Origin of the sequence: Hahella sp. CR1 (assembly GCF_029813005.1) — a bacterium.
Lineage (GTDB): Bacteria > Pseudomonadota > Gammaproteobacteria > Pseudomonadales > Oleiphilaceae > Hahella.
Genome location: NZ_JAPELK010000001.1, coordinates 1 through 14,185, shown reverse-complemented (window position 1 = coordinate 14,185; position 14,185 = coordinate 1). Strand labels below are relative to the sequence as shown.

The window sequence follows — 14,185 nt, the reverse complement described above, 5'->3', positions numbered from 1 at the left end:
GGCAAGGGACGATTGATCATACCGGAGGGTGTATGTTCAAAAAGCTAAAAGTCTGGCAGCAGTTACTGATATTTGCACTGGTCTTCTCACTCCCTCTGGCGTTCTTGTTGGGGAAAAGCGTCGTCGACGCGCAACGGCTATTGAATGAAGAGCAGTTGGGTCAACAGGGCTTGGAGATTATTCGCTTGGTGATCCCTGTTCAAAAGCTGACGGCGGAACACCGGGGAACGACCGCCTTACTGAAAAATGGCGATAGCAGCGTCACCGGCGCCTTGCAAGTTAATGAGGGCAAGCTGGATGCCGCCTGGCAAGCCCTGCTGGACATGGCCCGTCAACATGATCAGGCGCTGAACTCACTGCAGGAACTTCAGTCGCTTCATAGCGACTGGACCCGCTTAAAAGGCGGCTATGGCGGCTTGAGCGGCTCCGACAGTTTCGCGCGGCACACAGATATCATTCTGGGGGTGGACGACTACTTTAAGCATGTGGCGGAATACTCCACGTTAGCGGTAAACCATGATGTCGATATCCGCTTTCTGACCACGATCAACACTGTGAATTTACCTGTGCTGGTAGAAAATATGGGCAAACTCCGCGGCGGCTTTGCGGGGCAGTTGGCGCGCTATGTGGAGACGGGGGACACGGACCTGACCACGCTCGCGCAGGCGGTCGGTTTGGGCAACGCAGTCATGCAGCGGCTGTCGGACGTAGAGCACAATATTGGATTGATTGCGGAACGTTATACTGAATTACCGCCCTTGCTGGAGAAGGCGTTAGGATCGTCCCGCAGTGTGGTGACGAAAGCCCGCGAACTGACCGGAGCCATAGACAGGAATGAGATCATCCCAAGAGATAGCGGCAAGCAGTTCTTTGCGGATGCGACAGCGGCGCTAACTCATTCTTTCGCCTTGTGGGACAGTGCTACCAATGCATTAGCCAAGGCTATCGAGGCGGATATCGCTAGCGCCGTCCTCGCCCGAAATCTAACCGTTATTGTCGGCGTCTTGATCATCGTGGCGCTGCTCGCATTGGGATACTTCATTGTGCGTTCCATTACTGGCAGCCTGGGAGGCGAGCCCGCGGAGTTGGAGGCTATTGCGCAAAATATTGCTGCGGGGCGTCTTGAACAAAAGCTGGAGGACCGCTTTGGCGTATACGGGCAGCTGCGGATCATGCGCGATCAGTTACGAGAACAAAAAGTGAAGGATGAGGAACAGCTTGTGCGCATGACGCGTCTGCGTCAGGCCATGGAAACCGCCAGCGTAGGGCTGATGGTGGCCAACGAAGAGTTCAAGATCACTTACATGAATCCCACAGTGAAGCATGTGCTGAAAAATGCGGAGTCTGAAATCCGCAAACGCCTGCCCCAGTTTAATGCCGACAATCTGCTCGGCGAGTGCATCGACGTCTTCCACAAAAACCCCGAACATCAGCGCCGCCTGTTGTCGCAGCTCAAGAAGCCCCATGACGCCAGACTACAACTGGGCAACGCCTTCTTTGACCTGACGGCGGGAGCCATTCGTGATCAAGACGAATCGATCCTGGGATTTGTGGTGGAGTGGAACGACATCAGCTCACAAATCGCCATTGAGCGCGAAGTGCAGGAAATTGTCGACAAAGCCAAAGCCGGCGATCTGAAGAAACGGGTGGGTCTGGAAGGCAAGGAAGGTTTTGTGCGCACCCTGGCGGAAGGGCTGAATGAGCTGTCTGACGTCATCGATCAGGTGTTGGTGGACATTGACGCGGTGATGCAGCGCCTTGCCGATGGCGATCTGCGGGGGCGCATGCGGGAAGACTATCATGGTCAGTACGCCAGCCTTTCCGAGGCGGTAAATGGCAGTATGGTGCGCCTGGAAGAAATCATTTCGCAACTGAACCAAAGCAGCGAAAGCGTGCGCGCTTCCAATCAAGAGATCTCCACTGGCAACAACCAATTGTCTGAGCGGACGGAAAAACAAAGCTCCAGCCTGGAGGAAACCGCCTCCAGCATCGAAGAGCTGTCCAGCAACGTACGCAACACCGCGGATAACGCCCGCCAGGCGGATCAGCTCGCCAACTTCGCGCGCAGCGCCGCCGCCAAAGGCGGAGAGGTCACGCAACGAACCGTTTCCTCTATGGGCGAGATCAACGAAGCCAGCCGCAAAATTGCGGAGATTATTGGCGTCATCGACGACATCGCCTTTCAGACCAACCTGCTGGCGCTGAACGCTTCAGTAGAAGCGGCGCGGGCCGGCGATCAGGGACGGGGCTTTGCGGTGGTGGCGACGGAAGTGCGCAATCTGGCGCAGCGCAGCGCCACCTCGGCGCGGGAGATCAAAGACCTCATCGAAGACAGCGTGAAGAAGGTGCAGACGGGCTCTCAACTGGTGGATGAGTCCGGTAAAAATCTGGACGAAATTATTCTGCATGTGAAGAAGGTCAGCGATCTGATTTCCGACATCGCGTCCGCCACTGAAGAGCAGAGTTCCGGTATCGAGCAGGTCAATCGGGCGGTGATGGAGCTGGACGAAATCACTCAGCAGAACGCTGCGTTGGCGGAGGAGACCGCCTCCTCGGCGGAGTCTTCGCTGGAGAGCGTGCAGCAGATGGTGCAGTTGATGTCCTTCTTCAAAATGGATGGGGCGGCTGACGAGCCAGTGACCACGAAGTCAAAACCCGGCAAAGCGCAGGCGCAGCAAACCAAAAAAACCGCTAAGGCGGCAACGCGACCGCAAGCGGACAACACGCAAAAAGACGAAGACTGGGAAGTGTTCTGATGGATAAGCGACAGAATGCGCAGCAGAGCGCGGACAATAACCTGCAATTTCTGACCTTCTGGCTGGGTGAGGAGTCCTATGGGCTCGATATCCTGCGCGTGAGGGAAATTCGGGGCTGGAACAAACCACGGGAAATTCCCAATGTGCCCAAGTACATCAAGGGCGTCATCGACTTTCGAGGCGGCATTGTGCCCATCGTCGACCTGCGGGTGCGTTTCGCGTTGCCCAAGGCGGATTACGACCGCGAGACGGTGGTGATCATTGTCTCCGTGGAGTTGGACAAGGCCGACGGGGCGGAGCACCACACCATGGGCATGGTGGTGGATCGGGTGGCGGACGTCATGGATGTGGCGGAGAAAGATATCAAGGCGCGTCCGCAACTGGGCTCGAAGCTCGATACCCGCTACCTCACCGGCGTCGTCAATCGCAATGAAGGCATGGTGGTGCTGATCGATGTGGACAAACTGCTCGATCCGGAAACATTCACCCAGATGGAATCCTGGAGCAAGGAATGAGCGAACAACATCAAGGCAATGAATCCGGCGCTATTAAGTTGCCCGGCACGTTTTCCATCAGTTCGGTGGAAAAAATCTATGAACAGGTGAATGGCGCCTCCGCCTCGCAACGCATCAAACTCGATGGTTCGGAGGTGGAGGTCATGGACGCGGCGGCGCTGCAACTGCTGCTGGCGGCGCAAAGGCGACAGGCCAGTCATGGCGGTGGCGTCGATTGGCTGGAAGCGTCGGACTACATGAAGCAGATCGTGCGCATGTTGTCCCTGCAGTCGCAACTCCCTGGTCTTGCAGACTGAAGGAAGGCGGCTTATGAACGATAAGCTGCATACCGGCGAACGGGCGCGGGAATTTAATTTCACTCAGGAGCATTTCGCCAAACTCAGCGCCCTGAGCTACGACCACACCGGGATCGTGGTGCAGGACAATAAGTATGAAATGTTCTACTCACGTCTGGCCAAGCGCGTGCGTGCGCTCAAGCTGAGCAACTTCGATCAGTACGTGGCGTATCTGGAGCGGCACAAGGACGAAGAATTCACTCATTTCATCAATGCGCTGACCACCAATCTCACGTCCTTTTTCCGGGAAAATCATCACTTTGAGTTTTTGCGCGACAAGGTGGTTCCAGAACACGCCAAGGCCGGCGTCAAAGAATTCCGGGTATGGTCGGCGGGCTGCTCCACCGGCGAGGAAACCTACTCTATCGCCATGACCCTGGCGGAGGCCACGGAAGCCACCAAGATGAGCTGGCGGATCACTGCGTCCGACATCGACACCGAGGTGCTGGGCAAGGCGCAGCGCGGCGTTTATCCCCTGGAGCGCGTCGAGTCGATTCCCGCTGCGGTCAAGAAACGCTGGTTACTGCGCGGTAAGGGCGCCAACGCGGGCATGGCGCGGGTGTCTGCGGAGCTGCAGAAAAACATTGAGTTCATGCAGGTGAACCTGATCAAACCGTTCTCCTTTCAGCACAAATACCATGTGATTTTCTGCCGTAACGTGGTGATCTATTTTGATCGCGAAACCAAACAGAAACTCATCGCCCGCTATGCGGACAGCCTGGTGGACAAAGGCTACCTGATCATGGGTCATTCCGAATCCCTGCACGGCGTGTCCAGCCAGTTTGTCTCCCTGGGGCAAACCATTTATCAAAAGGTGACCTAGCGTGAACTCCGCACAGAAAAAACCGCAACCGCCGCCGCTGAGTCTGCCTTGGTTCCAGAATGTGAATCGCTTCTGGGTGCAGAACCAGAGGCGCTTCATGGCCAAGATTATGCCCGGGGAGTATTACGTCACCAACCAGCAGGAATTGATCGGCACTGTGCTTGGCTCCTGCATCTCCGCCTGCGTGCGCGATCCGTCCTCGGGCGTGGGCGGCATGAATCACTTTATGCTGCCGCAAAATGCCGGCGGCGGCCGCATGGATATCCTTAGCGACGCGTTTCGCTACGGCAACTACGCCATGGAGCATCTGATCAACGACGTCATGAAGCTCACTGGCAAACGCAGCACTCTCGAGGTGAAGATATTCGGCGGCGCTAATGTGATTCGCGGCATGAGCAGCGTAGGGGAGAAGAATATCGACTTCGTGCGCCGTTATCTGGAGGTGGACGGTTTCAAGATTATGTCGGAGGACGTGGGCGGCGATTACCCGCGCAAGATCCTATATGACCCCTCCAACGGCAAAGTCATGATGAAGCGTCTGAAGTCTCTGCATAACGATACGGTGATTCAGCGTGAAGAACATTATATGGACGAGTTGAGCCATACCAAGGTCGCGGGAGATGTGGACTTGTTCTGAGCGGGATGGAGGTTTCCGGCGCATTTGAACGAATAATGACGAGGCACAATTATGAGTAGCGGAGCGGGGAAGGTATACAAAGTCCTGGTGGTGGACGATTCAGCGCTGATGCGCAAGATTCTGGTGGAAATTCTCAATCAATCGCCACAGCTGGAAGTGGTGGACACTGCCGGCGATCCCTATCAGGCGCGGGATAAGATCAAGGCGCTCAGTCCGGACGTCATCACTTTGGACGTGGAAATGCCGCGTATGGACGGGCTCACTTTTCTGCGCAACCTGATGCGTTTGCGTCCCATGCCGGTGGTGATGATTTCCAGTCTGACCGAGCAGGGTGCCGCGGTGACGCTGGACGCGATGGAGTGCGGGGCGGTGGACTTCATCGCCAAACCCAAGATCGATTTGCGCGAGGGCATCGAGGAAAAGGCCCAGGAAATTATTGATAAGGTCATCACCGCCGCGCGCATCCCTCACGACAAACTGCTTCTAAAGCAACAACGGCTGCAAACGCAGCATCAGAAAGTCGCCGCCGGCGAGAGGCCGCAACCGGTTTTCGCCACCACGGACAAGCTGATCGCCGTTGGCGCTTCCACCGGCGGACTGGACGCCATTCGCGACCTGCTGGATGGGTTGACCATGGACCTGCCGGGCATCGTCATCACCCAGCATATTCCCGGCGCCTTCTCGCGCTCCTTTGCGGAACGTCTGGACCGACGTTTGCCGATGAAGGTGGAGGAGGCCTACGACAACGCTCCCATCACCATGGGGCGGGTGTACATCGCCCCTGGCGAATATCACCTCGAAGTGGTGCGCACCGGCGCCAAGTACGTGTGCCGTCTCAGTGAAACCCCGCCGGTGAATCGTCATCGCCCCAGCGTGGATGTGTTGTTCGACTCAGTGGTCAAAGCCGCCGGCGCCAACGCCATGGCGGTATTACTGACCGGCATGGGCAAGGACGGCGCCGCTGGACTGCTGCGTCTGCATGAAGCCGGCGCCTACACCATCGCCCAGGATGAAGCCTCCAGCGTGGTGTGGGGCATGCCCGGCGCGGCGGTGAAACTCAACGCCGCCGATGACGTTTTACCCCTGGAAAAAATCGCCGCCTCGGTGAAGCGCTGGTATGCGGAGAACCCTGGCTAGGCGCGCTGATCGCCGTCGCGCGCCAACTCGACAAAATGCGCATCTTCCCCGGTAATCCGGTAGCCATGGCGACGGTAAAAGCGAATCGCCCCATGGTTATCTTTGAAGCTGGAAAGGGTGATTCGGCGCTGCGTCTCTTGCGCCAGACGATGTAACTGCGCCATCACCTGCGACCCGAGTCCCTGACTTTGCGCCTCTCTAAAAATCAGCGCCAAATGCAGATGCAGCGCGTCCTCATGCAACCGATAACAGAGCAGGCCGACCCGTCTGTCGGCGCTGACGATCCAGTACAGATCCTCCACCGCGTAGCGGCTGTGGAAGCGCTGGGTTTGATAGTCTTCATCCCATCCGAACGCGGTGTCGATGGACGTATAGAGCCCCGCTTTGTAAGCGGCGAACGCCTCGCTGAGCTGGTGTGACTTGAGAGAGATAAATCTTACGTCGGCGTCTTCGCGCATGCCTCAGCTACCTTGTCCTTTCACCCGCATTTCAATGGCGTCGTGCAGCCAGAATTCTCGCTCCAGCGCGATAGGTTCGCCAGTGACTTTCACCTGCCGCTCCAGTTTCAGAGAAGGGCAGCCCTCCCGCACCTGCAAATGTTGCGCATGGCTGTGGCTGAGAGGCGAGGAGGAGATGCTGACGTCCAGCTCTCTGGCCCGATAGCCGTATTGTTCCCGCACCAGTGCGGTGAGAGACCCGGCCAGATCGTGGGAGAGCAGATCAGGGAAGGCGGATTCCCGAAAGTAGCAGACTTCCAGCAGTACCCAGCGCTGGTCCACTGCGCGGCGACGGGTGACGACAAAGGCGCTCTGCGTCGGCGCCTGTTTCAGCGCTTTGCTGACCTGAATCGGAGGCGTCTCCCGCCCGGCGCTGAGCAGTTCCGTGATCAGCGCCCGATGCTGGTTGATCGCTTCTTCCTGAATACTGCTGCTGCGGGTGGGATCGTAAATAAACACCGGCGGCGCCACGAACCAGCCCATGCGATTCAGACGATAGATCAATCCCTGTGACTCCAGCGCGTGCAGGGCGTCGCGGGCGCTGACGCGGGAGACTTCGAATAGGGCGCATAAGGCGCGTTCCGAGGGAAGCTTGCTGCCGGCGGGCAATTCGCCGTTGAGAATGCGCTGCTGCAGTTTGGCGGCGAGAGACAGATAAGCGGCTGCCTGATTCACAATTCATTCCTTACGTCTTTTCCGGCGCGGACCCGCGTCCGGTGTTGGCTTTGGCGCATTACAGCGAATCGGCATGACATAAATATGACAGTCTGGTTCGTACCAGCGGTCATAAAACTGCCTTGTTTATGAAATTTTATGGAAATTCCAATGAAATATTCCAACCTTATCTTGGTCCGAACCAGATGATTCGCCAGTTATTAACACGACGCTGATATTGACGTGTTGGTAACCGGGCGCCGGGATGCGCCTGCGAGGCGGCAAGCCGCGAAGACAGGACCTGACACATCCAGGCCCTGTCGCTTCAGACAAATAGAGGGACGCTGTTTGGCTGCCGGATTCATAACCTACAAGGAATATCTCATGCTTCATAAACGACTTGCCTGGTTGGCCTGCGGTCTCGCCTTCGCTCTGGCCGGCTGTTCCGGCGACCAGGACCCCACCGACCCGCCTGACTCTGATGTCGAGCCGCCGAGCAGCGCCGCCGCGCCGGATTTTATCGTGCAACCCTATCTGCAGGCTCCCGCATCTGACCAAATGACGGTGATGTTCGAAACCGGAGAAAGCAATGCGGAAGTATGGGTGCGCCCCTTCGACGGCAAGGGCGAATTCACCCGCGTCAGCGCGGAGTCCCATTCCCTTGACGGCTTGGTGCGTAAAGCGCCGATACATCAGCTCAGCTCCAATACGTTGTATGAGTACTACGTGGTCACCAAGGTGTTGGGGGAACAGCGGGCGACGCCGCGTTACGCTTTCAAAACCTGGCCCCAGGCGGGGGATGGCGTGGAGCAGGCGCGCATCATCGCGTTGAGCGACACCCAGTTGGATCGTGATGAGTACGCCAAGGTGCTCACCAATGTGGTGAACCAGGGTTTTCTGCAGCATGAATGTGACGCCGCGCAACCGCAGACCTGTGCGGAAAACATCGCCGCCATCACGATTTCCGGCGATGTAGTGCAAGTGGGCGGCAATCGCCAGAACTGGCGCGAGCAGTTGTTCGGCAGTCTCGCCGCCATCACGCCCTATGTGCCGCTGGTGACTGTGCCCGGGAATCACGATTATTACAGCGACGCTGAATTACGTCTGTACCGCAGCTATATGGCGCCGCCGGAAAATGGTTCTATCGGTTACGAAGACAAGTGGTACTACCTGGACTACATGGACCTGCGTCTGGTCGGGCTGGACAGCTACACGATCTCCGGCGCCCATGGCGCGTTCAACCGGGATACCCTGGCGGTGCAACGGCAGTGGCTGAAAGAAACGCTGAACGACGCGGAAGTGCAGGGCAAACACTTTGTGCTGGGGATGTTCCATCACGGTTGCCTGTCGGAAATGTGGAACGTGGGAGAGAGCATCGGCAGTTGTGAAATGGTGGCGGAGCTGGAGCAATACAGCGCTCGCACCGGCGCGGTGACCGGGCATCTTTTCGGGCACACTCACGCCTATTCCCGAGGTCAGTCACGGGATGTGAACCACTTGTGGCTCAACGCCGCCAGCGCCTCCGGCTACATCGAACCGCTGGACGATGCTGATCATCAGGCCAAGCAGATCCGCGATTACGATACTTTCGAAATCAGCCGCAGCGAGTTCGGCTATAACCTGCTGACCTTCCATTTCGGCGACGCGCCGACGATGACGCTGGAGCGCAAGAAAGGCGGCTTTGACGGCGACACGGAATTCTCTGTGGTGGACAGCCTGACCTTCTCCGTCGAGGACAATATCAATCTGCCGCTGGTCACGGCGGGAACCGGTGAGCAGGACGCCAGCACCGTGGAGCTGGGCGTGCAGGTGGCTATGCCGGATGCGGTGCGCGCGGTTCATTGGCAAGTGTCGGAAAGTCCCGAGTTCGACGGCGCGGTTTACGATATCTGGGGCAACCGCACGCGCCGCCAGAATCTGTACTACGGTCCTGCCGATGAGGTCGAGGGCGATCATGAAAGCGGATATGTCGCTATCGATACGCAGGCGGATGCGGACATTTTTAATCTGCAGTTGAGCGACATGTTGAGCGCCAGTTCAGTGCGTGTCGGCGGCGATGACTACTATCGCTGGAACAAGCGCTACAGCGAGCAGAACACCCATACTTCCAGCTATGACGCCTACGCAGGCCAGAGTCGGCCGGAGCTGGCGCTGCGTCCGGGTACGACCTGGTATTGGCGCGCACGAGTGCGGGATGAACATATGAACTGGTCCGCCTGGAGTGACGTCGCCAGTTTCGATATCGCCGGAACCCGCACCGATAACCTGATTATCAATGGCGATGCGGAAGCCGGGGACATGAGCGGATGGAATCTGCAAAAAGGCATGATGAACGCCATCACCGCCAACGACAACGGTGGTTTTGGTCCCGCTGAAGGAACCTATTATTTCGCCGGACGCGGCTTTGGCAAAGGCGCGCCTTCAGACTGCTGCGAGGAGCAGGTCATACAGGAAATTGACCTGTCCGCCTACGCCACGGAAATAGATGCTGGCGACGCCTACGCGGAGTTCAGCGCCATGCTCTCCACCTGGAGCGGCGCCGATGAACCCCGTCTGCAACTGATCGCTTTAGACTCTGGCGGCGCTGAATTGACCTGGGCGGGAGATGACGTCCTGACCAGTAAAAGCTCGCAATCCTGGGAAGCCCGTCAGGTCTCAGGCCAGCTCCCCAGCGGCGCCCGCACCCTGCGCGTGAGCATGGGAGGCGTACGCAAAGCCGGTAACGATAACGATGTGTACTTTGATGATTTGAAGCTGTTTTTGTATTACTGAGGGGAGTGCGGAAAGCCGCGCTTCTGCATTGCTTCCGCATTCGAACGTTAACGGGGATCAGTCCGTTAACGTTCTTTCCCTTTTCAGCTTGGCCGCGCCGCCCTCCCACGTGAGTTCAATAACGTCGCCTTCCGACATCGCGCGCATGGCGCTACGAATGCCTTCGCAAGAGGTGTTGGCAGGCTCTCCGTTAATGGACGTGATGGGTTGACCGACCTGCAAGCCCGCAGCCTTGGCGGGTGAATCGTTCCAAACCAGGGAAACCCTCGGCGTCTCCTCGAAGTTCAGACCAAACCCATACGATGAGCGCGAGAAAGGCCCGCCGCGATACGGGAGGAAGTAAGCAGAGGAAGACCGTGAATCCAGCGTGACGATGAAGTGCTCCAGCACGGATGCGCCAATCAGACTGGGCGGCGATTCCCGCAACAGCGCGCCGACCCGCCCTAACTCAACATTGCCGATCGACAGGTTTTTAAACTGCATTTTCAGTTGTTCTTTGTTTGGCGCTGCGCCGCCCAACGAGCCACCGAGCGAACCCGCGCCCGAGAGGCTGGCGCCAACGCCGCCGTTGCGCTTTGCGCCCACGAAATCAGGAGGAGAAACCGCCAGATACTCAGGCGAACCGGTATCAAACATTGCCTTGCTTTTGGCCTTGTCCGCGAACTGAATATCGAATATCGGCGCATGCGGATAACCGAAATCATACAGAGTCTGCTTTTTGGCTTTATCGAGGTGGTCGAGCTTCGATAACTCGGAATGACAACGCAGTACGGAGGAGGATAAATCAATCTGCCAGGCGCAAAGCGGCAGTACTTCAGAGCCGAGTACGCCATCAAACAAGCACTGCGCTGTCTTTGGAAAATCCGCTACGAAGAGCGGCGTTTTATGAAAAACCGTTCCCCCAACATTCAGATCCGCCTGCACAATCTCACTCTCGACGATCGTTCCGTGGGAATCTCGCCCTTGGCGTTTGTCGATGGCTTTCAGCCCTAACTCCTGCGCAAGCTTCGCGCTCATCATCGACGGCGAACCGGTGTCAAAAACAAAACGCCGAGGCGCGCCGCCAATTTCCACTTCAACAAATAACTTGTTAGCCAGAACCTCCAGAGGGAGCTCGAAAGAGAACGCCTTCTCCGCGACGTAAGGACCCTCCGTCACCCAACCCGGCGCCTCATCGGACGCGAACGATAGGGAAGAGACGGCGACCAGCGCGACGAGGGGAAGAAAGGCTTTTGGCAACTTCATATCGGTGTCCTGTAGGCAGTGAATGGAAGGCGAATACCCTGAGCTGCTGAGAGCTATCCGAATCACAGAATCATTGGCGCCAGAATCGCCACCACTTTTTCACAGGCCCCCGGGGATTACAACTGACCTCACTACGCCATTCAAAGCCCTTTCTGTCCTGATTTCTCGCAGCGCAACTTCCATCCCGGCAGGATAACGACGCCTCGGAGCGCCAGTGCAGGAGTAAATCCTCTACAAACTGAGGAGGTAATTGATACTCATGGGCGTTTATATAATGAAAAACCGCCAAAGGCAGAACATAGCGAATGTCGCCTATCTCAACCCAGAACTCCCCGTGGAACCTCTCGTCAGCATCACACATCTCACACGCATGTTTGCCCAACTCCCCATCATGGGCAAAATGACATTGCCGGAAATGCTGCAGAATCTCCAACACGAAATCAGGATTGGGTCCAATACTCGGAACAGAATCCCCCAACCAGCCAATCGTCCGAACGTTTGAGTCTCTGTGCATCTCTGGGCAGTATGCGTAATGGTGGAAATCTGGGATTTTCATATGGCTGTAGTAGTAAAGGGGATAGCTTTTGGAGTGGCTTATACGGAGTATTTCAGATCACTCTTAGTGACTGAATGATAATACTCGCTGCATCAGAGATGCCTTAGTCTCCAATTTCTATTTCTGTTATGGCTGAATTAATGACGTCAATATCCCCTGTTACAGGGTTTCTGGCCGAAGCCTGGTACTGTATCGAAATGCTTCCGGACTCAGGTAGGTTGAAGTACTCATTTAGAACAAGGCTGCCCCTGTATGAACTATGAGGCTTGATTTCTATATAGTCATCAGGAAACGAAGACGGTTTTACTTTTATATTTATCCTTCTTTTTATCTCTTTTCCTTCTGCATTTAATGACAAGCATGAAATTGTGTATATGCCATTATGGAAGGTAAGCTTTTTGTCTAGGAAGTAGCTTGTTTCTCCTATGTTACTAAAAATGACAGTGATGCTTAGAGTTCCATTGGTGCTGTTTGTGATTATACTGGCTTCTGCTTTTTGACTATTTGAGCTTTGCATTGTTTTTATTTGAATGCATTAAGATTTGTTTTTCTTTTTATCCAGCTTGCTAATTGAGATGATATTTCATATCTTTTGGAGAAAACATGTATTTCGAAATCATTTTTTTCTTTTATTTCTTTTTCAAGGTCTGAAGGCAGTAACGAGTCTGTGTAGCTTATATAATCAAGCCCATATAATGCATTAGGGGTGTCTTGAGGGGCTCCGTATAGGGCAACTCTAAAATTACTATCCTCTGCAATAAAGGAGATAACGTCATCTCTTTGAATCTCTTTGAATTCTATAAAGTTAAACGTATTTTTTATCTTTTCAAAAACTGTATGTATTTCGAGCTCTGGCTCAATACATATCATTCCTATAAATCCAGGGTGTTTCACTTGTGGCTCCAGATAGTTATTGGCTGTCTATGAAAGAGGGAGTGTCTCCGTCTTTCATGTTTTTTGATATTTCTTCGCTATTCCATATTCTAAAATCTATTTTTTCCTCCGTTCTAAATCCAGTTGGGTCATCGTGTTCATTTTTGTATGATCTATTTTTTATCGATTGACCTTTCGGATACTTGCTTTTTAATTGAAGGTTTAGATCGTCTATGTCACTTATTAAATCATCAGAAGCTAAAGACCTCAGTCCTTGCCATCTATTGCGATTACTTCTCATTGCGTCACTAACAACAAAAAAGTCGACATCCCAACCCTGCTCATCTGTATAGGGTTTATCATTTTTGAAAGCAACGCTTTCATCGAATTTTACTCTCTGCTTCGCCTGGCCCAGCTTGTGTGGTCCTTTCATACCTGTGGTCATACTTCCTCTAAAGCCAACTTTGGCGCTAGGGTCCATTTCTTTGACTTTTGCAATGATTGATTTTAGCGCAGGCATTTGCGCTATATCTTCCATGATCAGCTTAGCCCTTTGTTGAGCTGATAACATGGCGTTATTTTTTATATCCAACTCACGCAGATAGTTAAATTCAGCTGCACGCTGTGCGATATTCTCAGCACTGTAAACACTGTCCTTGAGTGCAGGGGAAGTCGGAGGACAATCTCCCGGCTTCGCCGTCAACCCAAACGGGTCAACCCATCCCACCGGATTTGGCGCATATTGGTAGGTATTGGCGCCGCCCAGGAGGCCGATGGGGTCTTGGTTGATGAAGCGGCCGCTTTGCGGATCATAGTATCGGTGGCGGTTGTAATGGAAGCCGGTTTCTTCGTCGTAATACTGACCTTGGAAGCGTAGCGGGTTGTGGACGCTTTCTACGTCTTGCAGGGCCAGGGCGCCGTAGGCTCTGTAGCGGGCGGACCAGACCAGGGTTCCTTCGGCGTCGGTCATTTCCTGGGGCGTGCCCAGGTGATCCAGGTGGTAGTGGTAGACTTTTTCGTCCTGGATGAACGCCAGCGGGCGGAAGGAGTCGGGTTCGTAGACGTAGAGCTTGCGCAGGTGCTGGCGTTGTTCGGACAGCAGCACATCGCCGTTCCACAGGAATTCCGTCTGCCCGAAGGCGTCCTGTTTTGATATACGGCGGCCCAGGGCGTCGTAACGGTATTCGGTGCGCTGGCCGTCTTTCTCCACCGCAATCAGCTGGTTCTGCTTGTTGTAGACGTAGCGGGTTTCCAGTTTGCCGCCTTTGCCGCGACGTTCGCGGATCAGGTTGCCGGCGTCGTCATAGTCAAAGTGGCGGTCGCCATGGAATTGCAGGCGGTTGCCTTTTTTCACCGCGCTATCGCTTTCTCCGCTCAGGATGTTA

General features: G+C 55.2%; 13 protein-coding genes. 7 read left to right on the top strand and 6 right to left on the bottom strand.

Features of this window, described 5'->3' with window-relative positions:
• Nucleotides 1-32: 32 nt before the first annotated feature.
• The 6 genes from ONV78_RS00065 to ONV78_RS00040 are packed head-to-tail and all read left to right on the top strand — an operon-like array spanning nt 33 to nt 6,203.
• Complete coding sequence (locus tag ONV78_RS00065; RefSeq protein WP_279500070.1) at nt 33-2,756, top strand: methyl-accepting chemotaxis protein; 2,724 nt, start codon at nt 33-35, stop codon at nt 2,754-2,756.
• Nucleotides 2,756-3,271: a chemotaxis protein CheW gene (locus ONV78_RS00060; protein ID WP_011394446.1), complete on the top strand. Its 516-nt coding sequence runs from the start codon at nt 2,756-2,758 to the stop codon at nt 3,269-3,271. The genes ONV78_RS00065 and ONV78_RS00060 overlap by 1 nt, the downstream gene beginning before the upstream one ends.
• Nucleotides 3,268-3,567 (top strand): STAS domain-containing protein, encoded by a 300-nt coding sequence (locus tag ONV78_RS00055; protein WP_279500060.1) that lies wholly within the window; start codon nt 3,268-3,270, stop codon nt 3,565-3,567. The genes ONV78_RS00060 and ONV78_RS00055 overlap by 4 nt, the downstream gene beginning before the upstream one ends.
• A 13-nt stretch (nt 3,568-3,580) precedes the next feature.
• Entirely contained in the window at nt 3,581-4,429 is an 849-nt protein-coding gene (locus tag ONV78_RS00050) for a protein-glutamate O-methyltransferase CheR (protein WP_279500058.1), read from the top strand.
• A 1-nt stretch (nt 4,430) separates the two neighbouring features.
• Nucleotides 4,431-5,066, top strand: coding sequence for a chemoreceptor glutamine deamidase CheD (gene cheD / locus ONV78_RS00045; protein ID WP_279500057.1), 636 nt, complete (start codon nt 4,431-4,433; stop codon nt 5,064-5,066).
• Nucleotides 5,067-5,117: 51 nt separating this feature from the next.
• Nucleotides 5,118-6,203 (top strand): chemotaxis response regulator protein-glutamate methylesterase, encoded by a 1,086-nt coding sequence (locus tag ONV78_RS00040; RefSeq protein WP_279500054.1) that lies wholly within the window; start codon nt 5,118-5,120, stop codon nt 6,201-6,203.
• Here ONV78_RS00040 and ONV78_RS00035 read toward each other — a convergent pair.
• A complete protein-coding gene (locus ONV78_RS00035; protein WP_279500053.1) occupies nt 6,200-6,661 on the bottom strand; it encodes a GNAT family N-acetyltransferase in 462 nt (153 codons plus the stop codon). The two genes, ONV78_RS00040 and ONV78_RS00035, sit on opposite strands and share 4 nt — an antisense overlap.
• 3 nt (nt 6,662-6,664) lie before the next feature.
• Nucleotides 6,665-7,375, bottom strand: a complete 711-nt coding sequence (locus ONV78_RS00030; RefSeq protein WP_279500051.1) for a UTRA domain-containing protein — start codon at nt 7,373-7,375, stop codon at nt 6,665-6,667.
• Nucleotides 7,376-7,738: 363 nt separating this feature from the next.
• Between ONV78_RS00030 and ONV78_RS00025 the strand changes: the two genes are divergently transcribed.
• On the top strand, nt 7,739-10,126 hold the full coding sequence (locus ONV78_RS00025) for a metallophosphoesterase family protein (RefSeq protein ID WP_279500049.1): 2,388 nt from the start codon (nt 7,739-7,741) through the stop codon (nt 10,124-10,126).
• A 57-nt stretch (nt 10,127-10,183) separates the two neighbouring features.
• Here ONV78_RS00025 and ONV78_RS00020 read toward each other — a convergent pair whose 3' ends face one another.
• From ONV78_RS00020 to ONV78_RS00005, 4 genes are all read right to left on the bottom strand, one after another.
• On the bottom strand, nt 10,184-11,371 hold the full coding sequence (locus tag ONV78_RS00020) for an aspartyl protease family protein (protein ID WP_279500048.1): 1,188 nt from the start codon (nt 11,369-11,371) through the stop codon (nt 10,184-10,186).
• 659 nt (nt 11,372-12,030) lie between these two features.
• Entirely contained in the window at nt 12,031-12,444 is a 414-nt protein-coding gene (locus ONV78_RS00015; RefSeq protein ID WP_279500047.1) for a hypothetical protein, read from the bottom strand.
• Nucleotides 12,445-12,449: 5 nt separating this feature from the next.
• Nucleotides 12,450-12,821: a hypothetical protein gene (locus ONV78_RS00010; RefSeq protein ID WP_279500046.1), complete on the bottom strand. Its 372-nt coding sequence runs from the start codon at nt 12,819-12,821 to the stop codon at nt 12,450-12,452.
• 16 nt (nt 12,822-12,837) lie between these two features.
• Nucleotides 12,838-14,185: RHS repeat-associated core domain-containing protein (locus tag ONV78_RS00005; RefSeq protein WP_279500045.1), on the bottom strand; the 1,348-nt coding region annotated here is incomplete at its 5' end.